The organism is Streptomyces sp. P9-2 (genome assembly GCF_051903975.1).
GTDB classification, from domain to species: Bacteria; Actinomycetota; Actinomycetes; order Streptomycetales; family Streptomycetaceae; genus Streptomyces; species Streptomyces cellulosae.
Genome location: NZ_CP192633.1, coordinates 6,302,243 through 6,322,419, shown reverse-complemented (window position 1 = coordinate 6,322,419; position 20,177 = coordinate 6,302,243). Strand labels below are relative to the sequence as shown.

The window sequence follows — 20,177 nt, the reverse complement described above, 5'->3', positions numbered from 1 at the left end:
GCCCGGAAGCACCGGTCCGGCGGGCCGGCGCGGGACGGAGGGTGCGGCGGTGGAGTGGTTCGGCGCGACCGAGTACTGGACGAGCCGGCTGGTGTTCCAGAAGGGGCTGGCCGCGCTGTACCTGGTCGCGTTCCTGGCCGCGGCGCTGCAGTTCCGCGCGCTGATCGGGGAGCGGGGCATGCTGCCGGTGCCGCGCTTCGTGGCGCGGGTGCCGGTGCGGCGCTCCCCCAGCCTGTTCCACCTGCACTACTCGGACCGGTTCTTCGCCGGGTGCGCGTGGGCGGGGTGCGCGGTGGCGGCGGCGCTGCTCGCGGGGGTGGACACGCTGGTGCCGCTGTGGGCGGCGATGCTGCTGTGGCTGGTGCCGTGGGGCCTGTATCTGTCGATCGTGAACGTGGGGCAGACCTGGTACGCGTTCGGCTGGGAGTCGCTGCTGCTGGAGGTGGGGTTCCTCGCGGTGTTCCTCGGCAACGACGAGGTGGCGCCGCCGGTCGTGGTGCTGTTCCTGCTGCGGTGGGTGCTGTTCCGGGTGGAGTTCGGCGCCGGGCTGATCAAGGTGCGCGGCGACGAGTGCTGGCGCCGCCTCACCTGTCTGTACTTCCATCACGAGACCCAGCCGATGCCGGGCCCGCTGAGCTGGTTCTTCCACCACCTCCCGAAGCCGCTGCACCGGGCCGAGGCGGCGGCGAACCATGTGACGCAGCTGATGGTGCCGTTCCTGCTGTTCGCGCCGCAGCCGGTCGCGTCGGTGGCGGCCGCGCTGATGATCGTCACCCAGCTGTGGCTGGTGCTGTCCGGGAACTTCGCCTGGCTGAACTGGATCACGATCGTGCTGGCGCTCCCCGCCGTGGCCTGGCCGTCCGACCCGCCGCCGGTGGGCGACGCCCCGCTCTGGTACGTGGTGGTCGTGCTCGCGGTGTCCGCGCTGCTGCTCGCGCTGAGTTACGCGCCGGTGCGCAACATGCTCTCGCGGCGCCAGGTGATGAACCGGTCCTTCGATCCGCTGCACCTGGTGAACACCTACGGGGCGTTCGGCACGGTGGGCCGGGTTCGGCACGAGGTGGTGCTGGAGGGCACGGCGGACGAGGTGCCCCGGGAGGACTCCGACTGGCGGGAGTACGAGTTCAAGGGCAAGCCGGGCGACCCGAAGCGCTGGCCGCGCCAGTACGCCCCGTACCACCTGCGGCTGGACTGGCTGATGTGGTTCGCCGCGCTGTCCCCCGCCTACGCGAGCCCGTGGTTCGGGGGCCTGGTGGAGCGGCTTCTGGAGAACGACCCCGACACCCTCCGCCTGCTCCGCCGCTCCCCCTTCCCCGCGGACGCCCCGCCCCGCCACATCCGCGCCCGTCTGTTCCGCTACCGCTTCACCACCTGGCGGGAACTGCGCGAGACGGGCGCCTGCTGGGAGCGGACGTACGTCCGTGAGTTCCTGCCCCCGACGCGGCTGGCGGGGAGCGCGCGGAAGCCGTAGACGCTCACAGCAGGCCGGCCGCGCGCAGTTCGTCCCACAGGGCGTCCGGGACGGGTTCCTCGAAGCGGTCGGCGCAGTCGTCGACCTCGGCGGCCGAGCGGGCGCCGACCAGGACGGCGGCGACCGCCGGGTGGGCGGCGCAGTGGGCCAGGGCGGCGGCGCGCAGTGAGGTGCCGTGGCGTTCGGCGGCCTCCTTGATACGCAGGGCGCGGTCCAGGAGGCCTGCGGGGGCGGTCGTGTAGTCGTAGGTGGCGCCGGGCCGGGGGTCGGCCAGGAGGCCGGAGTTGAAGGCGCCGCCGACGACGACGGACACCCCGCGCTCCAGCGCGGCGGGCAGGAGTTCGGCGGCGGCGCTGTGGTCGAGCAGGGTGTGCCGGTTCGCGCACAGCACCACGTCGACGTCGGTGTCGCGGACGAAGCGGGTGAGCATGGCGGTCTGGTTCATGCCGGCGCCGACGGCCCCGACGACGCCCTCGGAGCGAAGTTGTTCGAGGGCCGGGTAGGCCTCGCGGAAGGCCTGGTCCCCGTGGTCGTCGGGGTCGTGGAGGTAGACGACGTCCACGCGGTCCAGGCCGAGGCGTTCCAGGCTCGCCTCCAGGGAGCGGCGGACGCCGTCGGCGCTGAAGTCCCAGACACGGCGGTGGGTGGCGGGGACGGCGAAGCCGTGGGCGAGGTCGTCGCCGCCCGCGTCGGACGGTTCGAGGCGGCGTCCCGCCTTGGTGGACACGGTGTACGTCTCGCGGGGCAGCTCCCGCAGGGCGGCCCCCAGGCGGCGTTCGGCGAGGCCGAGGCCGTAGTGCGGGGCCGTGTCGAAGTAGCGGACGCCCCGCCGCAGCGCGGCCCGCACGGCCTCGTACGCCTGCTCCTCGGTGACCGGGGTGTAGAGGCCGGCCATGCCCGCGGTGCCGAGGGCGAGCGGGGTGACCTCCACACGGCTGCGGCCCAGTCTGCGGCAGACCGGCCGGGACGGGCCCGTCGGGGCTCCGGGATCGCTCATGCCGGGCTGCTCCTTGTCGTGATCACGGACCGGGCGCGGCCGGGCATACGGGGCCCGCGGCCGCGCGCCCCGCCGTCGCGCGGCGGGTACGGCGGCCGGGGCCCCGTCGCCCGGTCACGCCCGCTTCAGCCGCAGCGTCCTCAGCTCGAAGGGCCGCAGCCGTACGGCGATCCGCCCGGCGTCGACGGCGGGCGGTGCCGTGTCCGCGAGGGGGCGTTCCAGCAGGTCGGTCACCTCCACGCCGGCGACCGGGAAGCCGGCCGTGAGCGTGGCGTCGGCGCGGGCGCCGTGCGCCTCGTGGAAGCGGACCACCACGTCACCGCTGCCGTCGTCGGCGAGCTTGACCGCCGTGACCACCACGGAGTCCCGGTCGACGGTCACCAGCGGCGCCACCTCGCCGGCCCCGTCGAGGCGCCGCTCGGGCAGGTTGACGCGCCAGCCCTCGCGCACCGCGTCCCCGACGGTCGCGCCGGGCACCAGGGCGTGCCGGAAGCGGTGCACGCCCTGGTCGGTCTCGGGGTCGGGGAAGCGGGGGGCGCGCAGCAGGGAGACGCGGACGGTGGTGGTCGTGCCGCCGTCGGTGCGCACCGCGCGCGTCACGTCGTGGCCGTAGGTGCCGTCGTTGACGACCGCGACGCCCCAGTCGGGTTCCTGGAGGTGGACGAAGCGGTGGTTGCACGCCTCGAACTTGGCGGCCTCCCAGGAGGTGTTGGTGTGGGTGGGCCGGAAGAAGTGCCCGAACTGCGTCTCGGAGGCGTAGCGGTCGGCGTGCAGGTCGAGCGGGAAGGCGAGCTTGAGGAACTTCTCCGTCTCGTGCCAGTCCACCTCGGTGTCCACCACCAGCCGCTTCTCCCCCGGCGGCAGGGACAGCACCTGGGTGACGCGGGAGTCGCCGAAGGTGCGGACGATCCGCACCGAGGCGCCGTCGTCGCCGGGGATGACCTCGTCCGCGTCGGTCAGGTCGGTGACGGTGTTGCGGTAGAACTCGTCGACGTCCCAGGCGTCCCACATGTTCGGCAGGTCCTGGTGCAGCTGGAGCAGGTTGCCGGTGCGGCCGGGGGCGACGGTCTCGCGCCCTGTGGCGAGGTCCACCGCGGAGTCGACCAGGCCGCGGGCGTCGACGCCGACCCTCAGCAGGCCGTTGTCCAGGACGTGTCCGCCGTCGGGGCGCTCCGCGCGCGTGGTGCGCCCCGACGCCTCGGCCGGGCGCGCGCCGCCCGCGGGGACGCCGGCGCGGGTGTGCGGGGCCGCGTTGAAGACCAGCGGCACACCGCCCTCGCCGGCCAGGGCGCGCTGGGCTGTGTCGATGATCGCGTTCAGCTCGTCGGCGACGCGGGCGTAGGTGGCGCGGGCCTCGCGGTGCACCCAGGCGATGGAGGAGCCGGGCAGGATGTCGTGGAACTGGTGCAGCAGCACCGTCTTCCAGATCCGGTCCAGGTCGGCGTACGGGTAGGGGAAGCCGGTGCGCACGGCGGCCGTGGCCGCCCACAGCTCGGCCTCCCGCAGCAGGTGCTCGCTGCGCCGGTTGCCCTGTTTGGTTCCGGCCTGGCTGGTGAGGGTGGCGCGGTGCAGTTCGAGGTACAGCTCGCCGACCCAGACGGGCGGTTCGGGGTTCTCCGCCTCGGCCTTGGCGAAGAAGGCGGACGGGGTCTCCCAGGTGACCGTGGCGGAGCCTTCGAGGTCGCGCAGCCGGGCGGCCTTGGCCGCCATCTCACGGGTGGTGCCGCCGCCCCCGTCGCCCCAGCCGGTGGGCGCGAGGGAGTGCCGGGCGGTCCCCTTGTCCTTGAAGTTGCGGACGGCGTGGGCGATCTCGGCGCCGCGCATCGAGCAGTTGTAGGTGTCGACGGGCGGGAAGTGGGTGAAGATCCGGGTGCCGTCGATGCCCTCCCAGCGGAAGGTGTGGTGCGGGAAGCTGTTGGTGCGGGACCAGGAGATCTTCTGCGTGAGCAGGTACCTGGAGCCGGCGGCCTTGATGATCTGCGGGAGTCCGGCGGCGAAGCCGAAGGTGTCCGGCAGCCACGCCTCGTCGTTCTCGATGCCGAACTCGTCGAGGAAGAACCGCTTCCCGTGCGTGAACTGCCGGGCCATGGCCTCGGAGCCGGGCATGTTGGTGTCGGACTCCACCCACATGCCGCCGGCCGGCACGAACCGGCCGTCCGCCACGGCCTTCTTCACCCGCGCCCACACCTCGGGCCGGTGCTCCTTCACCCACGCCCACTGCTGCGCCTGCGACATGGCGAAGACGAAGTCCGGCTCGTCGTCGAGGAGGGCGGTCATGTTCGCGGCGGTGCGGGCGACCTTGCGCACGGTCTCGCGCAGGGGCCACAGCCAGGCCGAGTCGATGTGCGCGTGCCCGACGGCGCTGATGCGGTGCGCGGACGGCACGGCGGGCGCGGCGAGCACGTCGGTGAGGCGTGAACGGGCGTGCTCCGCCGTGCCGTTGACGTCCTGGAGGTCGAGGGCGTCGAGGGCGCGCCCGACGGCGCGGAGGATCTCCCAGCGGCGGGGCGAGTCGACGGGCAGCTCGGCCATCAGCTCGCCGAGCACCTCGAGGTCGGTGACCAGGTGCCACACGGTCTCGTCGAGGACGGCGAGGTCCATGCGGGTCAAGGTGTACTGCGGGTCGCTGCCGGCGGTCTCCAGGTCGCCGAGCGTGGTCGGCCGGAAGGGGCGGTAGTCCATGATGACGGGGTTGGAGGCGGCCTCGACGTGCAGGCGCACCTCCTCCCCGCCCTGGACGGGAGCGCCGATCCGCACCCACTGGTTGCGCGGGTTGAGGCCCTTCACGGGGGTGCCGTCGGGGCGGTAGACCAGCCCCTCGCACTGGAATCCGGGCATGTTCTCGTCGAAGCCCAGGTCGAGGATCGCCTCGACGGTGCGGCCGGCCCACGCCTCGGGGACGGTGCCGGTCACCCGGAACCAGCTGGTGCCCCAGGGAGCGCCCCAGCGGGATCCGACGGTGATCGGCTCGACGTCGGCGGCCAGTCCCTCCGCGACCGGGACCGGCTCCCCCGGCGCGTGCCACACCGCCACCTCCAGGGGCACGGACTCGGGGTACACGGCGGGTCGGACGCGCTCGTCGAGGACCCGCCTCAGACGGGCTTCGACCAGGGTGCGGTCGTCATGCATGCGGCGCTCCATGGTTGTGGCCGGTTCGCTGCCCTACGGGATTCCGCCCGCGAGGCGGGACCCCCGGGTACAACTCCCCTCCCACGGCCCCCTCGAACCGCCTCCCGCACCGGCCCGCGTACGGGCGGGTCAGCGGGCGCCGGAGGCCGTGCCGCGGCCCTCGGCGTCGGCGCGGGCCTGGGCTTCGAGACGGCGCTCGGCCTCCGCCCAGTCGATGGGCAGCGCGTCGGCGGGGACCTCCCAGAAGGTGAAGGTGGACGTGCGCATGGTGTCCCGCAGGCAGGTCATGACGCTCTTGTGCGGCTCGGTGCGGGCGTAGGTGTGGAGGGCCTCGCGGCTCTCCCACGCGGACAGGGTGAAGAAGGTGCGGCGCAGCGGTCGGGCCACCAGGGACGCGCCGAGCGCCCCGGGCGCCTGCCGGACCTGGCCCCAGGCGGCGAGGGACTGCCGGAAGAACCGGGGCACGTCCTTCAGCGACCGCACCTCGAAACGGGAGGCCATGACCAAGGCCCGCGTGTCGGGCCGGGCGGGGTTGGGTGTGACCCAGGGAAGAGTAGGCACGGTGCACTCGCCTCCATGATTGGGTAGTGGCACTATCCATCCTATGGGGCGCCGCTCCCCCGTGCCATGCATTGAGGCGCGCGGCGTCCTGCACCTTGGGCGCCAACCGGCCCTCCGCCGTACCCCGTTGCCCCGGCCCGGGGACACGAACTAGGGTCGGTCGCGTGACTGCCGGGTCGGCCTTGGGCCTTTCACGAGAGGCGTCCCCGGCTCCGGAGTGAGTCCGGGGCGGGCGCGTGCGCCTCCGTCGTCGGTCGTTCCTTCCGCCCGCCGTGCTTCCGCCGGCGGGGATCGACGATCCGACTCCTGAGACGAGGGACGACCATGTCCGCAGCACCGCACATCGAGTTGAACCACACCGTCGTCCACGCCCGTGACCGCCGGCGCTCCGCCGAGTTCCTCGCCGGCATCCTGGGTCTGGAGGTGGGGGCGCCGTTCGGGCCGTTCCTGCCGGTCGACCTGGGCAACGGCGTGACCCTGGACTACTACGAACTGCGCGACGAGCCCGTGCAGTCCCAGCACTACGCGTTCCTGGTGCCCGAGGAGGCGTTCGACGGCATGATCGTGCGCCTGGAGGAGGCCGCGGTGACGTACTACGCCGACCCGCAGCACACCCAGCCGGGGCGGGTGAACGGCCTGTTCGGCAGGAGGGGCGCGTACTTCGAGGACCCGGACGGCCACAACATGGAGATCATGACCCGGCCGTACGTACACCCCTGAGCGCGCCCGAGGTCAGAGCGGCCGGTACATGATGTGCAGCCCGACCCGGCCGTGCCGGGGGTGGTCGAAGGCGTCCGGGACCGTGCCCAGGACGGTGAAGCCGAGCGAACTCCACAGCTTCACCGCGGGGTTGGTCTCGACGACGGCGTTGAACACCATGCCCCGGTATCCGGCGTCGCGCGCCTCGGCCAGCACGTGCTCGGCCAGCAGCCGTCCGGTGCCCCGGCCCGCCCGGTCGGGGTCGACCATGAAGCCCGCGTTGGCGATTCGGGCGGCGGGGCCGCCGTAGTTGGGGGTGAGACAGGCGGAGGCGACGACGGTCCCGTCGTCGTCCTCGACGACGTACACCCGTTTCGCGGGGCTCATCCACAGGGCCCGGGCGTCCTCCTCGGAGGTGCCCGGGTCCCAGGTGTAGGTCTCGCCCGCCGCGACGATGCGGTGCCAGAACGGCCAGATCTGCGGCCAGTCGTCGGGGCGCGCTTCCCTGATCAGCATGGTCGCGAGTCTGGCACGCCCGGTGCGGGCGGGGGTGCGGGGGTGACGTGTGTCAGTCGACGCTGGGGAGGATGTGCGGCTCGGCGAGGTCCTCCTCGTACCCGGCGAGGCGGATGGGGGCCGAGCGGGCCCACACGTCGAGGCTTCCGAGTTCTCCTGGCCGACGGCCGGGACGCTCCGTGCGTTCGTCGGGGCGCTGTTCGAGTTTCGTCTGCTCCGGTGTCACCGCGCACTCCTTATGTGTCGGTCACCCTCAGGACGTACCGTGCCGGCCCTGCGGCCGGCGCCCGGTGCCCGAGCGGGTCTGTGTCCAATGCCGTTCGGACGCGGTGGCGCCGGTCGTACGAGGGAGAGCGGGCCATGGTGAACCGGCAGTCCCATGACGGATCGTGGGTGCGGGTAGAACCCTTGCTGCTGCTGTCCGTCCGACCCAGATTAACCAAATGAGCGGCCCCCTGCTCGATGGGGCTGCAAACTGGCTGTAACAATCACATGACGGATCGACCATCATCAGGCACTATGTCCGGGCATGTCGTGACGGAATGCGCACGGCAGCTCACTCGAACGGAGTACGCGCGTCCCGAAGTACCGGACAAGTCCGGACGGCCGGGGCGCCGTTCGGGCGCCGCCGGCCGTCGTCGGACGCATCGGTGCCGCCTGGGGTCACCAGCGGCCGGGCGCGTAGTCCTTCAGGAAGACGCCGTACAGGTCCTCGCCCGCCTCGCCGCGCACGATCGGGTCGTAGACGCGTGCCGCGCCGTCGACCAGGTCGAGCGGGGCGTGGAAGCCCTCCTCGGCGAGGCGCAGCTTGTCGAAGTGCGGGCGCTCGTCGGTGATCCAGCCGGTGTCGACCGAGGTCATCAGGATCTTGTCGGAGTCGAACATCTCCTGGGCGCTGGTCCGCGTCACCATGTTCATGGCCGCCTTGGCCGCGTTGGTGTTGGGGTGCCCCGCGCCCTTGTAGCCGCGGGCGAACACGCCCTCCATCGCGGACACGTTGACCACGTAGGCGCGGTTCGAGGACGAGCGGCGCGCCGCCTCGGCCATCGACGGGCGCAACTTGCTGATCAGGATGAACGGAGCCGTGTAGTTGCAGAGCTGGGTCTCGAGCAGCTCCACCGGGGAGATCTGCTCGATGGTCTGCACCCAGGTGTTGGAGTCCACGACGTCCGGCAGCAGGCCGCCCGCGTCGATGGCGGTGCCGTCCCGGTGCCGCTCCACGCTGGCGTTGCCTGCGACCAGGGCGAGGTCGGCCACGGCCTGTGCGTCCAGGTTGCCGGTCCCGGCGGGCAGCGCGGTCAGGCCGTCCACCGCACCGGAGTTGAACGCTCCGATGACGTGGTGGGCGGGCAGCTCGCCGGCCGGCAGCGGGGCGCTCTCGCCCTCGACGAGCGCGGCGTAGGCGGAGGGCAGGCGGCGCACCGTCTGCGTGGCGTTGTTGATCAGGATGTCCAGCGGGCCCTGCTCCGCGACCTGGTCGGCGAGCGCGACGACCTGGCCGGGGTCGCGCAGGTCGATGCCGACGACCTCCAGGCGGTGCATCCAGTCCGCGGAGTCGTCCATCGCCTTGAAGCGGCGGATGGCGTCCTTCGGGAAGCGCGTGGTGATCGTGGTGTGGGCGCCGTCGCGCAGCAGCCGCAGCGCGATGTACATGCCGATCTTGGCGCGGCCGCCGGTGAGCAGCGCCCGCTTGCCACTGAGGTCGGCGCGGGCCTCGCGGCGGGCCCGGTTCTCGTCGGCGCACCTCGGGCAGAGCTGGTGGTAGAAGTAGTCGACCTCGACGTACCGCGTCTTGCAGACGTAGCAGGAGCGGGGACGCTGGAGTATCCCCGCGATCCGGCCCGGCTCGACGCGGGAGGACGGCAGGATGCCCTCGGTCTCGTCGTCGATGCGCTCGGCGGAACCGGTGGCGGTGGCCTCGGTGACCGCCTTGTCGTGGGCGGTCTTGGCGGCCCGGCGCTCCTGGCGGCGGCGCTGCTTGACCGTGCGGTAGATGTGCGAGGTGGCCCGGCGCACCTTGACCGCGTCCGGGTGGTCCACGTCGAGCTTGTCGAGCTCCTCGAGCACGCTCAGGCAGACGGCCAGCCGCTCCGGGTCGATGCCCGGCCCGTACGCCACCTCGTCCGTGGTCTCGAGGCCGTCCTGTGTCACCGTCATCGCCGCTGCCGTTCCCGCTTCGGTTCTCGCGGCGCTCCGTTCGCGTCCGCTGTCGAACGGGGGATTTTACGGAGCGCCGGGCCGCAGCACCAAACCGCTCGCGCTCAGTGATCGCAGGCCACGGTGAGTGCCGCCACCTCCTCGGTCACCGCGCGGGCGAGTTGGCCGAGGTCCTCGACGGCCGCGCCGTCGGCGACCAGCCCGTAGTGGACGCGTCCCCGGTAGGTGGAGACGGCGACCGCGAGGGAGTGGCCGGGGGCGAGCGGCGCGAGCGGGAACACGGCGCCGAGCGGGTCGCCGCCGAGGCGCAGGCCGAAGCCGGGCAGCGGCACGCTGGTGACCAGGACGTCGAACCAGAGCCGGGCCGCCTGCCCCAGCAGCGGACCGCCGAGCCGGTGTCCGAGCGGCGGCACGTGCTCGGCGAGCAGCGCCACCGCGCCCGCGCCGCGGTGCGGGCCCGCCTCCTTGTTGCGGTCCATGGCGGTGCGGACCCGGGTCAGCCGGGTGACCGGGTCCTTCTCGTCGACCGGGAGCCGTATCAAGTACCCGGAGAGCCGGTTGCCCTGCGGGTGGGCGGTGCGGGGGCGGCGCCGGGAGACGGGGACGAGGGCGCGCGGGGCGACGCCGTCGCTGCCGTCGCCCCGCTCGTCGAGCCAGCGGCGCAGCGCGCCGGCGACGACCGCGATGAGGACGTCGTTGACGGTGCCGCCGGCGCTCTTGCGGATGCGGTGCACGTCGTCGAGGTCGACGACCACGCCGGCGGTGCGGCGGGTGCCGCTGGGGGCGCAGGTGAGGGCGGGCGAGGAGCGCATGTCGAGGGTGGACCGGGCGACGGCGGCGCCGATGTCCAGGGCCCGGCCGGCCTCGGCGAGGGCGTCGCGCACCATGCCGGGCACCTCGCGGACGTCGGGGACGACCCCGCGGGGCGGCTCTGCGGGCCGCGGCCGGGGCGTGGGCAGGTCCGTCGGGTCCATCAGCGCGGCGGCGAGGGTGAGGGCGCGCAGTCCGTCGGCGAGGGCGTGGTGGAACTTGAACAGGACGGCGAAGCGGGCGCCGCCCTCCTCCGGCAGCACGTGCGCCTCCCACGGCGGACGGGCGCGCTCCAGGGGGCGTCCCATGAGGTCGCCGGCGGCGGCGTGGAAGTCGGCGACCGGTTCGTGCAGCCGGACATGGTCGAGGGGGTCGAAGCCGGGGTCGGGCTCGCGGGCGGCGCCGCCGAAGGCGAGCGAGTCGCGGACGACGGAGGTGAGCGGGCGGCCCAGTGCGGCCGTGAGCGGTTCGCCGGGGGCGGGCCAGGAGCGGCGCAGCGCGGAGAGCGGGCGCCGCAGTCCGAGGGGCTGCCAGGTGTCGCGGATGCGCATGCGCAGCCCGGGCACGGCGGCGGACCGGGCGGCGAGGAGGTCCGCCGCGTGGGCGGCGGCGGAGGGCGAGCCGGCTGTGAAGACGCCGAGCGCCGCGAGATGCATGGGGTGGCCGGCGGACTCGAGGTTCCAGAACGCCAGGTCGAGGGGGGCGAGCGGGTCTGCGGTCATGGGCGGGGCCTCGCATCGACGACGGGAACGGATCAGCAGTCAATCGCTCCCGGCCGATTACGGTCAAGTACGATCTGGCTACCCATAGTTAACAGCATGTGACGTCCCCGCCCCTTCCGCTGCTACGGCGAAAGGGGCGGGGACGTCGTGTTCTGCGGGGCCCGTGGGGCGTTCCGGCCGTCCGGCGGGGTGACGGACGCCACCCGGACGCACGCCACCCGGACGGGCGGGAGCCCCGCTCAGCGGGCCGTCACTCGGTGGCCGGGCAGCCCGCGGGCCGGGCCCGGGAGGCGTCCCGGATCAGGTCCCGCTGCGCGGCCCGCACCCGCTCCACGTCGGGCTTCAGCACCCGCCGGTCGTAGGTGAGCAGACCGTTCAGCTCGCCCTCCACGTCGGAGATCTGGGTGTAGACGGCGCCGTTGCCGCCCCGGCACACCAGCGCCCGCACCTCGCCCAGCTTGGTGAGGTAGTCGTCGGTGTAGGTGGCCGGGTCGACGTCGACGTACGACTGCTGCACGGGCCAGGCGTGGCCGGGCACCGCGAGGCCGAGGCCGCCGTACTCACCGCTGACCAGGGCGCGTTCACCGTCCGGCCGGGGCGGCAGGGCGGGGCTCGGGTAGCCGTGCTCGTCCATGATGTCGCCGGTGCCGCCGTCGGCGCCCAGGTTCAGCCCTGACTGGTTGTTCACCAGCCGGCTCGGGTCCCAGGACTTGGCCTGCGCGGCGATCCGGCCGACGTCGTACTGGCCCCAGCCCTCGTTGAAGGTGACCCACATGACGATGGACGGGCTGCTGATGTGCTCGTCGATCATCTCCTTCATCTCGCGCTCGTAGCGGGCACGGGCCTCGGCGTCCGGGGTGCGGGCGTCCCGCATGGAGGGCATGTCCTGCCACACGAGCAGTCCGAGGCGGTCGGCCCAGTGGAACCAGCGGTCGGGTTCGACCTTGATGTGCTTGCGCACCGAGTTGAAGCCGAGCTGCTTGTGCACCTTGAGGTCGTGGGCGAGGGCCTCGTCGGTGGGCGCGGTGTGCAGGCCGTCGGGCCAGAAACCCTGGTCGAGGGTGGCCATCAGGAAGACGGGCTTGCCGTTGAGGACCGTGCGCGGCACCCCGTCGATCTTCTCGACGGCGATGGAGCGCATGCCGAAGTAGCTGTTCACCCGGTCGGCGCCGACCTTGACCTTCAGGTCGTACAAGAAGGGGTCGTCGGGCGACCACAGGCGCGGATTCTTGATCTTCAGCGTGAGCGGCTGTCCGGTGCGGCCGGTGGCCGTGGCGACCTTGCGCCGTCCGTCGTACGCGGTGGCCGTGACCGGCAGGCCGTCGCGGACACCCTTCGCCTCGACGGTGAGCCGCTCGCCGGGCACGTCGGGGATCAGCTTCAGGGAATCGACGTGGTCGCGGGCGACGGGCTCCATCCAGACCGTCTGCCAGATGCCGGAGCTGGGCGTGTACCAGATGCCGCTGGGGTCGAGCCGCTGCTTGCCCATCGGCGGGTTCTCACCGTCGGCGGCGTCGGTGGGGTCGTAGACGCCGACGATCAGCTCCTGGGGGCCGCTCCGCTTCAGCGCGTCGGTGACGTCGACGGAGAACTTGTCGTAGCCGCCCTCGTGCGCGGTGACCTTGGCGCCGTTGACGTAGACCTCGGCGCGCCAGTCGACCGCCTGGAAGTTGAGGCGCAGCCGCTTGCCGGAGCCGATGTGCCAGTCGCGCGGGACGGTGAAGGTGCGGCGGTACCACATGCGGTCCTCGTGCCGCTGGATGCCGGAGAGCTGGGACTCCACCGGGTACGGCACCAGGATGCGTTCCTTCAGCGTGCGGCCCACGGGCGGACGCTCGCCCTCCTCCGCGGCGGCGAACTGCCAGCGGCCGTTCAGGTTGCGCCACTCGGAACGGGCGAGCTGGGGGCGCGGGTACTCGGGGTGGGCGTTGCCGGGGCCCACTTCGTCGGCCCACGGGGTGCTCAGTTCATGGGTGGAGCGGTTGGGGCCGCTGCTGAGGAAGGCGTCCACGGGGTCGCCGTCGGTGGCCTTCAGGCCCCCCTGGCCGTCGTACTGGATGTCGGCGGTGCCGCGCGCGGTGCCGGTCTTGTTGCCGACGACGGGTTCCGCGAGGCTGACGAGCAGCGCCCTCGGGTCGTCCGGGTCGGGTTTCGCCGAGGTGAGCGGCCATCGGGCGCCGCCGATGACCGCGTTGACGTGATCCGTGAAGCCGGCGGGCGGTGTGGCGAGGGGCTTGGGGAAGTCCAGCTTGAGCGTGCGTCCGGAGGCGAGGACGGTGGCGGCGAGGGCGCCGTCGTAGTCGAAGCCGTCCGGGAGGCGGAACGCCGACCGGGGCACCGGCTCCTTGGCGCCGCCGGGCGGGGTCCAGCGCAGATGGAAGTTGGAGCCGCCGTAGTGCTCGAAGTACTCGACCTTGATGTCGTGGGCGCGGCCGGCGGTGAGCTGGACCGGCTCGGAGGTCTGTTCCTTGTCCCAGTCGTCGATCCAGTGGTCGATGACGAGAGCGCCGTCGACCCACAGCCGGAAGCCGTTGTCGGAGCTGACCGAGAAGGTGTGGGCGCCGGTGGTCTCCGGCACGATCTTGCCGGTCCAGCGGACGCTGACGTCGTCGGCCTGGCCGGTGGTGAGGCTCAGGCGCGGTTCCAGGTTGTCGAAGTCGAGCTGCGGGTCGAAGGCGACGGCCTTGAGTTCGTGGAAGTCGAAGGCGCCGGGGGCGGAGTGGGTCCAGTACTCGCCCTTCAGCCCGTGGATCTCCACGGGGTCGTCCTCGGCGGCGGCCGAGGCGGGCCCGGTCGCGGTGAGGCCGGTGACGCCCAGCGCGGTGGCCAGGAGCAGGGCGAAGCGGTTCCTGAGTCGTCCGATGCGCACGGATCCTCCGTCGGTGAGGAAGTGACGGCTCTCGCTGTGCAGGTGTCGCATGTTCTGTTCTGTGTGTTGTCAGTCCCGTACAACGTTGTCAAAGAACAGCACTTGGCATAACAGCACGGATTCCTCCATGAGTCCAGGGACATGACAAAGGCCCCGGTCGTCACGCGTGACCGGGGCCTCGTCGAGAACCGCTACGGCACCAACTGCCCCTTCCCGAGGGCGATCACGCCCCCCTTGGAGACGGTGTACAGCTCCGCGTCGCGCTCCGGGTTGACGCCGATCGTCGCGCCCGGCGGCACCTCGACGTTCTTGTCCAGCACCGCCCCGCGCACCACCGCGCCCCGCCCGATGTGCACGTTGTCGTGCAGCACCGATCCCTGCACCACCGCCCCGGGATCGACCACGACCCCCGGCGACAGCACGGACCGTGTCACCTGCCCCCGGATGAGACAGCCGGCGCTGATGATGGACTCGCCGGCGATGCCGCCCGCGTTGAACCGGGCCGGCGACAGCTGCCCGGAGTGGGTGTAGACGGGCCACTGACGGTTGTAGAGGTTGAACGCGGGGCGCTCGGCGATCAGGTCCATGTGCGCGTCGTAGTACGCGTCGAGCGTGCCGACGTCACGCCAGTAGCCCTGGTCGCGGCTGGTCTCGCCCGGCACGTGGTTGGTGCTGAAGTCGTACAGGTGGGCCTCGCCCCGCTCGGTGAGCTGGGGCAGGATCGAACCGCCCATGTCGTGCACCGAGTTCTCGTCCTCGGCGTCCCGCTGGAGGGCCTCGACGAGCGCCTTGGTGGTGAAGATGTAGTTGCCCATGGAGGCGAACACGCTGTCGGGGTCGTCGGCCAGGCCGGGCGGGTCGGCGGGCTTCTCCAGGAAGCGCTCCACGGTGAGCCCGTCGGTGCCCGGCGTGATCACGCCGAACGAGGACGACTCCGTGCGCGGCACCCGGATCCCGGCCACGGTGACGCCGGCGCCGCTCTCGATGTGCTGGTTGAGCATCTGGCGCGGGTCCATGCGGTACACGTGGTCGGCGCCGAACACCGCCACGTACTCCGGGCGCTCGTCGTAGATCAGGTTCAGCGACTGGAGGATCGCGTCGGCGCTGCCCAGGTACCAGCGGGGGCCGAGCCGCTGCTGGGCGGGGACCGGGGTGACGTAGTTGCCGAGCAGGCTGGACATCCGCCAGGTGGTGGTGATGTGCCGGTCCAGCGAGTGCGACTTGTACTGCGTGAGCACGCAGATCCGCAGGATGTCGCCGTTCACCAGGTTGGACAGCACGAAGTCGACGAGGCGGTACGTGCCGCCGAAGGTGACCGCCGGTTTGGCGCGGTCCGCCGTGAGGGGCATCAGGCGCTTGCCCTCGCCGCCCGCCAACACGATTCCCAGGACCGAAGGACCACCACGACGCATGGCCGCTCCCCTCACGCCGAGTTTTCCCATGACTGCCCCGGACGGGCCGCTTTAGGCCTGCCGGAAGATCTCCTCGTACAGCCCGGCCGTGCGGCGGGCCACCGCGTCCCACCCGAACTCCGTCACCGCGCGCTCCCGTCCCGCCTCGCCCATCGCCCGCGCGGTGTCCGGGTCGCCGAGCACGGCGTCCAGCGCCCGGGTGAGCCCCGCCTCGAAGTCGTCGTCCACGTCCATGAGCAGCCCGGTCCTGCCGTGGTCGACGACCTCCGGGATGCCCCCGACACGGGAGGCGACCACGGCGGTGCCGCACGCCATCGCCTCCAGGTTGACGATGCCGAGCGGCTCGTACACCGAGGGGCAGGCGAACACGGTCGCGTGCGTCAGCAGCTGGATCACCTCGGGCCGGGGCAGCATCTGCGGGATCCAGTGCACGCCGTCGCGGACCCGGCTCAGCTCCTCGTACAGCTCGCGGAACTCCCGGTCGATCTCCGGGGTGTCCGGGGCGCCCGCGCACAGCACCACCTGCGCGGCCGGGTCGAGGGCGCGCACCGCCCGCAGCAGATGGGGCACGCCCTTCTGCCGGGTGATCCGGCCGACGAACAGCACGTACGGGCGCGAGCGGTCGAGTCCGACCCGGTCCAGGACGTCGGTGCCGGGGTCGGGGCGGTACAGGGAGGTGTCGATGCCGTTGTGGACGACGTGCACCCTGGCCGGGTCGAGGGCCGGGTAGCAGCCGAGGATGTCGTCGCGCATGGCGCCGGACACGGCGATCACCGCGTCGGCGGCCTCGTAGGCGGTGCGCTCCGCCCAGCTGGAGAGGGCGTAGCCGCCGCCGAGCTGCTCGGCCTTCCAGGGGCGCAGCGGCTCCAGCGAGTGCGCGGTCACCACGTGCGGGATGCCGTACAGCAGCTTGGCGAGGTGGCCGCCGAGGTTGGCGTACCAGGTGTGGGAGTGGACCAGGTCGCGGCCTTCGAGGGCGGCGGCCATGGCGAGGTCGGTCGAGAAGGTGCGCAGGGCGTCGTTGGCGCCGTCGAGCGCGGACCAGGAGCGGTGGCGCAGCACGCCGTCCGCGCGGCCCTCGCCCCAGCAGTGCACCTCCAGGTCCACCAGGGACCGCAGCTCCCGGGCCAGGAACTCCACATGGACCCCGGCGCCGCCGTACACGTCCGGGGGGTACTCCCGGGTCAGCAGTCCCACTCGCACCCTGAACCCCCTGTCTGCGCGGACGTCCCTCCCATGGTCACGCAGTCGGGGCGCGCGGGGAAGAGCGGGGCGGCCGCACGAAGCAGCAGTCGCCGCAGACGCCTCCGCCGGGGACGCGGTAGTAGAGGCAGCAGCTGCGGCGGCGGAAGGCGCTGCCGGTGAGGGTGCCGGCGCCGGTGAGGAGGGGGTGGTCGAGGAGGTCGCCGGCCAGGCGGGTGGCGCGGGCGGCGGCGTCGGGGCGGGCGTGGCGGGTGATCTCGCGGGCGGCCGCGGCGAGGGCGGAGGCGGCATTGCCGCGCAGAAGGGCGGGCGCGATTCGGTGGCGGGCGCGCAGGGCGGCGGAGAGGGGTTCGAGGTGTCCGCGCAGGACGACGTCGGCGAGGGTCGCCGCGTCACCGGGGAGGGGGCGGACCTCGGGGAGGTGGAGGTCGTCGGGGGCGCTGCCCTCGGGGTCCCAGCGGAGCGTGCTCGGTGCGAGGTCGGGGACGGCGCCGTGGAGGGCGGCGCAGCCGAGGGCGACGGACCACAGGCGTGCGGCCAGCCCCTGATGCGCCACGGAGGCGGCGACGCGGGGCTCTTGGGTGCGGAGTGCGGCGGCGACGCGGCGCACGCGGACGGTCAGGGGGTCGGTCGCGGGGGTGTGTTGAACACCGGGGCGGCGGGGGCCGTATGCCTGGTCGAGCGTGGGAAGGTGACGGTCGGCGTCCTCCCCCGCGCGCAGGACGAAGAAGCCACCGAGGGCACGGAGGGCGGTGAGGCGCGGGTCGAGGTCCACGACGTACAGGAGTACCAAGTCCCTCGGGGGTGGTTGTCAGGGGCCTCGGCCTTACGACGCCCACCCAGGGGATGACAGGGGCGTCCTCGTACTCCATCGGCAGTAGGACGCATTGGGTGCTCAGGGACGACGACGGGGAACACCCTGACGCGGCAAGGTGTTGGTCATGGAAGCCGACCGTTCGCCGCGCCGGGCAGACCGCCCCCGCCTCACGCAGAGGAGCAGCCGATGAGCGCCCTCGCGTTGTCCGTGCTCCTCTCGTTCGTGTCCGCGGTGGCGTACGCCGGGGGCGCGATCGTGCAGGAGCAGGTGGCGCTCTCCTCGACCGGCGCGCGGCAGTACGCCCCGCTGCGCCGGCCGGCCTGGTGGGCCGCGGTCGCGCTGAACGGTCTGGGCGCGCTCCTTCATGTGGTGGCGCTGGCCTACGGCCCGCTGAGCCTGGTCCAGCCGCTGGGGGCCCTCACGATCGTGTTCGCGCTGCCGATGGCCGCGCTGTTCGTCAACCGGAAGGCCGGGGCGACCGCCTGGCGGGGCGCCCTGATGGCGACGGTGGGTCTCGCGGGTCTGCTGGCGCTGGTCGGCGCGTCGGGCGCGCAGTCGCTGGACGGCCCGCAGCGGGTCGCGGCGGCCGTGGTGACGGCGGCGGCGGTCGTGACGCTGATGGTCGCGGCGCGCGCTGCGCACCGTCATCCGGCGGTGCGCAGCATCCTGCTGGCGACGGCGGCCGGTGTCGCGTTCGGCATGTCCTCGGTCTTCACCAAGACGGTCGCGGTGGACTGGACGGGCGGGGTGTCGGCGGGCGACCTGCCGTCCCTCGCGGTGATCGGCGTGCTGGCGACGGCGGGCATGCTGCTGTCCCAGGCCTCCTACAAGGGCGCGGGCCTCGCGGCCCCGCTGGCGACGCTCACCGTGGTGAACCCGGTGGTGGCGGCCGCGGTCGGCATCACGATGTTCGGCGAGACGTTCCGGTACGGCGCGACGGGCACGGCGTTGGCGCTGAGCTGCGGGGTGGTGGCGGCGGGCGGTCTGATCCTGCTGACCACGGAGCGGCTGGCACGGGAGGGGGCTGTCCGGGCGGTGCCTGTTCCGGTGACCGCCCAGTCCCGGCCCGTTCCGGTGGTCGCGGGGCGGGAGGCCCGGGACGCGGAGGATGCCGCCGCCGAGCTGCTCCTCGCGGAGCTGAAGGTGCCGGAGGACGTGACGCTGCCGGAGGTCGTCCCGTCGCCGGTCACCGTGCCCGCGGCGGCCGCCGGGCCGGACGCGGTGGACCCGGCGGCGGTGCCGGTCATGCCGTACGCGCCCTTCTACGGCGGCCCGTACGTGCCGCTGCCGACGGGCGACCGGCATCTCGCGCGCGTCAGATCGTGACCGCCGGCTCAGACCGTGACCGCGCGCGTCAGATGTTGACGCCGCCGGCACGCAGGTAGGCGAGTGGGTCGACGTCCGACCCGAATCCGGGCCCCGTCCGCACCTCGAAGTGCAGATGCGGGCCCGAACTGTTGCCCGTGGAACCGGACCGCCCGATGCGCTGTCCCGCGCCGACGGACTGGCCGTCCTTGACGGAGATCGCCGACAGATGGGCGTACTGGCTGTACCGGCCGTCGGCGTGCCGCACCACGACCTGGTAGCCGAACGACCCCTCCCAGCCCGCGGCGACCACGGTGCCGGCGCCGACCGACTTCACGGGCGTGCCGGTGGGGACGGGGAAGTCCACGCCGGTGTGGTAGCCCTTCGACCAGGAGGACCCGGCCTTGTGGTACGGGGTGCCGAGGGCGGCGCTGACGGGGGCGACGCGCTTGGCGCCGTCGGAGGAGGACGAGGCCGAACCGGAGCGGTCGGCGCGCTCCCGGGCCCGCTTCTCGGTCTTCTTGTTCTCGGCGTTCTTGCTGCTCTCGGCCTTCTTGCTGTTCTCCGCCTTCTTGCTGTTCCCGGTCTTGGGGGCGGCGGTCTTCTTGCCGGACGGTTCCGGCGAGGGGGTGGAGGGCTTGGCCGTACGGCTCGAGGCGGTGCTTCCGCCGGTGAGCCTGAGGCGCTGGCCGGGGAGGATGAGGTCGGGGTCGGCGCCGATGGTGGATCTGTTGGCCGCGTAGAGCCCCTGCCAGCCGCCGCGGACGTCTTCCTGTTGGGCGATGCCGGAGAGGGTGTCGCCGCGGACCACGGTGTACATCTCGGCGCGGCCGGCACGGGCCTGCGGCGTGGTGTTCGGCCGGACGTCCTCCACGGAGGTGCGGCGGTCGTCCCGCCGCGTCCGGTCGGCGGCGGGGCGGATGTCCGGGTCGGCGCCGTCGCGGGTGAGTCCGGCGCGTACGGAGCAGGTCGGCCAGGCGCCGGGGCCCTGTCCGTCGAGGACCTTCTCGGCGATCGCGATCTGCTGGTCCTTGGTGGCCAGATCCGCTCGCGGCGCGTACCGGGTGCCGCCGAACGCCTCCCAGGTGGACTGGCTGAACTGCAGTCCGCCGTAGTAGCCGTTGCCGGTGTTGATGTCCCAGTTGTCGGTCGACTCGCAGGCGGCGACCTTCTCCCAGGTGTCCACGTCGGCGGCCTGCGCCGTTCCCGTGCCCATGAGCGGGAGGGCCATGCCCGCGCCGCCGGCGGTGACGGTGAGCGAGGCCCGGTTGATCCTGTTCGGCTGATACCGGCGGTGCCGGCCGCGCACGGCCATGGAATCCCCCTCGACAATGCGTCAGGAGGGGAAAAAGTAAGCGCTGCGAACAGGCCGTGACAAGGCGGCTATCGGCCGCACAGATGCGCCAAATGGCGTGGAAGATACGCCCGTTGCGCCCCCGTTTGCCGTCGGAGGGGAGCGTGCGCGGGCGCCTGCCGCCGGGCGCGGGAGCGTGTCGCGGCGTGCGCCGG

General features: G+C 72.9%; 15 protein-coding genes. 3 read left to right on the top strand and 12 right to left on the bottom strand.

Annotated features, from left to right (window positions below; all coding sequences use genetic code 11):
- Positions 1 to 49 precede the first annotated feature (49 nt).
- The gene (locus tag ACQY0Z_RS28570; RefSeq protein WP_254587496.1) at positions 50 to 1,471 is read left to right on the top strand and encodes a lipase maturation factor family protein; all 1,422 of its coding nucleotides are present in this window, start codon (positions 50 to 52) and stop codon (positions 1,469 to 1,471) included.
- A gap of 4 nt (positions 1,472 to 1,475) precedes the next feature.
- Here ACQY0Z_RS28570 and ACQY0Z_RS28565 read toward each other — a convergent pair whose 3' ends face one another.
- The 3 genes from ACQY0Z_RS28565 to ACQY0Z_RS28555 form a co-directional block, all read right to left on the bottom strand.
- The gene (locus tag ACQY0Z_RS28565) at positions 1,476 to 2,468 is read right to left on the bottom strand and encodes an aldo/keto reductase (protein ID WP_347225232.1); all 993 of its coding nucleotides are present in this window, start codon (positions 2,466 to 2,468) and stop codon (positions 1,476 to 1,478) included.
- A 114-nt stretch (positions 2,469 to 2,582) separates the two neighbouring features.
- On the bottom strand, positions 2,583 to 5,597 hold the full coding sequence (locus tag ACQY0Z_RS28560; RefSeq protein ID WP_254587494.1) for an alpha-mannosidase: 3,015 nt from the start codon (positions 5,595 to 5,597) through the stop codon (positions 2,583 to 2,585).
- A gap of 129 nt (positions 5,598 to 5,726) precedes the next feature.
- Entirely contained in the window at positions 5,727 to 6,158 is a 432-nt protein-coding gene (locus ACQY0Z_RS28555; protein WP_439813039.1) for a DUF3291 domain-containing protein, read from the bottom strand.
- Positions 6,159 to 6,482: 324 nt separating this feature from the next.
- On the opposite strand from ACQY0Z_RS28555, the gene ACQY0Z_RS28550 reads away from it, so the two are divergent.
- On the top strand, positions 6,483 to 6,878 hold the full coding sequence (locus tag ACQY0Z_RS28550) for a VOC family protein (RefSeq protein ID WP_439813038.1): 396 nt from the start codon (positions 6,483 to 6,485) through the stop codon (positions 6,876 to 6,878).
- A gap of 12 nt (positions 6,879 to 6,890) precedes the next feature.
- On the opposite strand, the gene ACQY0Z_RS28545 is transcribed toward ACQY0Z_RS28550, so the two are convergent.
- The 8 genes from ACQY0Z_RS28545 to ACQY0Z_RS28510 form a co-directional block, all read right to left on the bottom strand.
- Positions 6,891 to 7,373 carry a GNAT family N-acetyltransferase gene (locus tag ACQY0Z_RS28545; RefSeq protein ID WP_189900480.1) on the bottom strand — a complete coding sequence of 161 codons (483 nt, stop codon included), beginning with the start codon at positions 7,371 to 7,373 and terminating at the stop codon, positions 6,891 to 6,893.
- Between the two features lie 52 nt (positions 7,374 to 7,425).
- Positions 7,426 to 7,599 carry a hypothetical protein gene (locus tag ACQY0Z_RS28540; RefSeq protein ID WP_189900482.1) on the bottom strand — a complete coding sequence of 58 codons (174 nt, stop codon included), beginning with the start codon at positions 7,597 to 7,599 and terminating at the stop codon, positions 7,426 to 7,428.
- Between the two features lie 437 nt (positions 7,600 to 8,036).
- A complete protein-coding gene (locus ACQY0Z_RS28535; RefSeq protein WP_254587493.1) occupies positions 8,037 to 9,530 on the bottom strand; it encodes an SDR family NAD(P)-dependent oxidoreductase in 1,494 nt (497 codons plus the stop codon).
- Positions 9,531 to 9,634: 104 nt separating this feature from the next.
- Positions 9,635 to 11,062 (bottom strand): wax ester/triacylglycerol synthase family O-acyltransferase, encoded by a 1,428-nt coding sequence (locus ACQY0Z_RS28530; RefSeq protein ID WP_189900486.1) that lies wholly within the window; start codon positions 11,060 to 11,062, stop codon positions 9,635 to 9,637.
- Positions 11,063 to 11,312: 250 nt separating this feature from the next.
- The gene (locus ACQY0Z_RS28525) at positions 11,313 to 13,931 is read right to left on the bottom strand and encodes a PA14 domain-containing protein (protein ID WP_254587501.1); all 2,619 of its coding nucleotides are present in this window, start codon (positions 13,929 to 13,931) and stop codon (positions 11,313 to 11,315) included.
- A 191-nt stretch (positions 13,932 to 14,122) separates the two neighbouring features.
- Positions 14,123 to 15,343, bottom strand: coding sequence for a glucose-1-phosphate adenylyltransferase (gene glgC, locus ACQY0Z_RS28520; RefSeq protein WP_189900488.1), 1,221 nt, complete (start codon positions 15,341 to 15,343; stop codon positions 14,123 to 14,125).
- Between the two features lie 51 nt (positions 15,344 to 15,394).
- Positions 15,395 to 16,546: a glycogen synthase gene (glgA, locus tag ACQY0Z_RS28515; protein WP_189900490.1), complete on the bottom strand. Its 1,152-nt coding sequence runs from the start codon at positions 16,544 to 16,546 to the stop codon at positions 15,395 to 15,397.
- A gap of 37 nt (positions 16,547 to 16,583) precedes the next feature.
- The gene (locus ACQY0Z_RS28510) at positions 16,584 to 17,321 is read right to left on the bottom strand and encodes a (2Fe-2S)-binding protein (RefSeq protein WP_189900516.1); all 738 of its coding nucleotides are present in this window, start codon (positions 17,319 to 17,321) and stop codon (positions 16,584 to 16,586) included.
- A 228-nt stretch (positions 17,322 to 17,549) separates the two neighbouring features.
- Between ACQY0Z_RS28510 and ACQY0Z_RS28505 the strand changes: the two genes are divergently transcribed.
- Positions 17,550 to 18,689: a DMT family transporter gene (locus tag ACQY0Z_RS28505; protein WP_189900492.1), complete on the top strand. Its 1,140-nt coding sequence runs from the start codon at positions 17,550 to 17,552 to the stop codon at positions 18,687 to 18,689.
- Between the two features lie 28 nt (positions 18,690 to 18,717).
- Here ACQY0Z_RS28505 and ACQY0Z_RS28500 read toward each other — a convergent pair whose 3' ends face one another.
- Positions 18,718 to 19,983 carry a transglycosylase family protein gene (locus ACQY0Z_RS28500; protein ID WP_254588649.1) on the bottom strand — a complete coding sequence of 422 codons (1,266 nt, stop codon included), beginning with the start codon at positions 19,981 to 19,983 and terminating at the stop codon, positions 18,718 to 18,720.
- Between the last annotated feature and the right edge of the window lie 194 nt (positions 19,984 to 20,177).